We start from the raw sequence: 888 nt of genomic DNA on the forward strand, positions 1-888 counted from the left end.
CGGGCGGATCTGACCGATGCCCAGTGGGCGCGGTTGGAGCCGTTGCTGCCTCGGGGCAAGAAGGCGGGACGCCCGCCGAAGTGGACGAAACGGCAGCTCATCGATGGGATCCGGTGGCGGACTCGGGTCGGTTGCCCGTGGCGTGATGTGCCGCCGCAGTACGGGTCCTGGTCGGCGGTGTACGGGTTGTTCCGGCGCTGGCAGCGGGCCGGGGTGTGGCTGCTGATCGTGAAGTTGTTGCAGGTTTTTGCCGATGCGGCGGGCGCGATCGTGTGGCAGGTGAGTGTGGACTCGACGATCATGCGAGCCCACCAGCACGCTGCTGGTGCGCGCCGCGATGGTGGCGGTCAGGCCGAACCGCCGGGCGGTGAGGGTGGGCCCGAGCCTGCCGATCATGGTCTGGGCAGGTCGCGGGGTGGCTGGACGACCAAGTTGCATTTGGCGTGTGAGCAGGGCTGCCGGGTGCTGGCGATGCTGATCACCGCTGGTCAGGCCGCCGATAGTCCGCGGTTCACGACCGTGCTCGAGGCGATCGAGGTCGGCAAGCCCGCAGGCGGGCGGGCGCGGGTACGTCCGGATCGGGTACTGGCCGACAAGGCGTATTCCAGCCGCGGGAACCGGGAATGGTTGCGCAGGCATGGGATCAAGGCAACGATCCCGGTCCCGGCCGACCAAGCCGCGCATCGCCGCAACCGCGGCGCGGCCGGCGGTCGACCACCAGCGTTCGACCCGAACGTCTACCGCGACCGAAATGCGGTAGAACGGGGAATCAACCAGCTCAAACAACACCGCGCCGTCGCCACCAGGTACGACAAGCTCGCCGTCCGCTACCTGGCCACCATCCACATCGCCGTGATCAACCAATGGCTCCGAAACGAGTGAAGGCAG

At 68.1% G+C, this 888-nt stretch carries 1 protein-coding gene; it reads left to right on the forward strand.

Annotated elements, in window-relative coordinates:
- Positions 1–882, forward strand: an 882-nt coding sequence (locus IU459_RS37335) for an IS5 family transposase (protein ID WP_195134283.1), incomplete at its 5' end; no start/stop codon positions are given.
- Positions 883–888: the final 6 nt, after the last annotated feature.

Origin of the sequence: Nocardia amamiensis (genome assembly GCF_015477605.1) — a bacterium.
Lineage (GTDB): Bacteria > Actinomycetota > Actinomycetes > Mycobacteriales > Mycobacteriaceae > Nocardia > Nocardia amamiensis_A.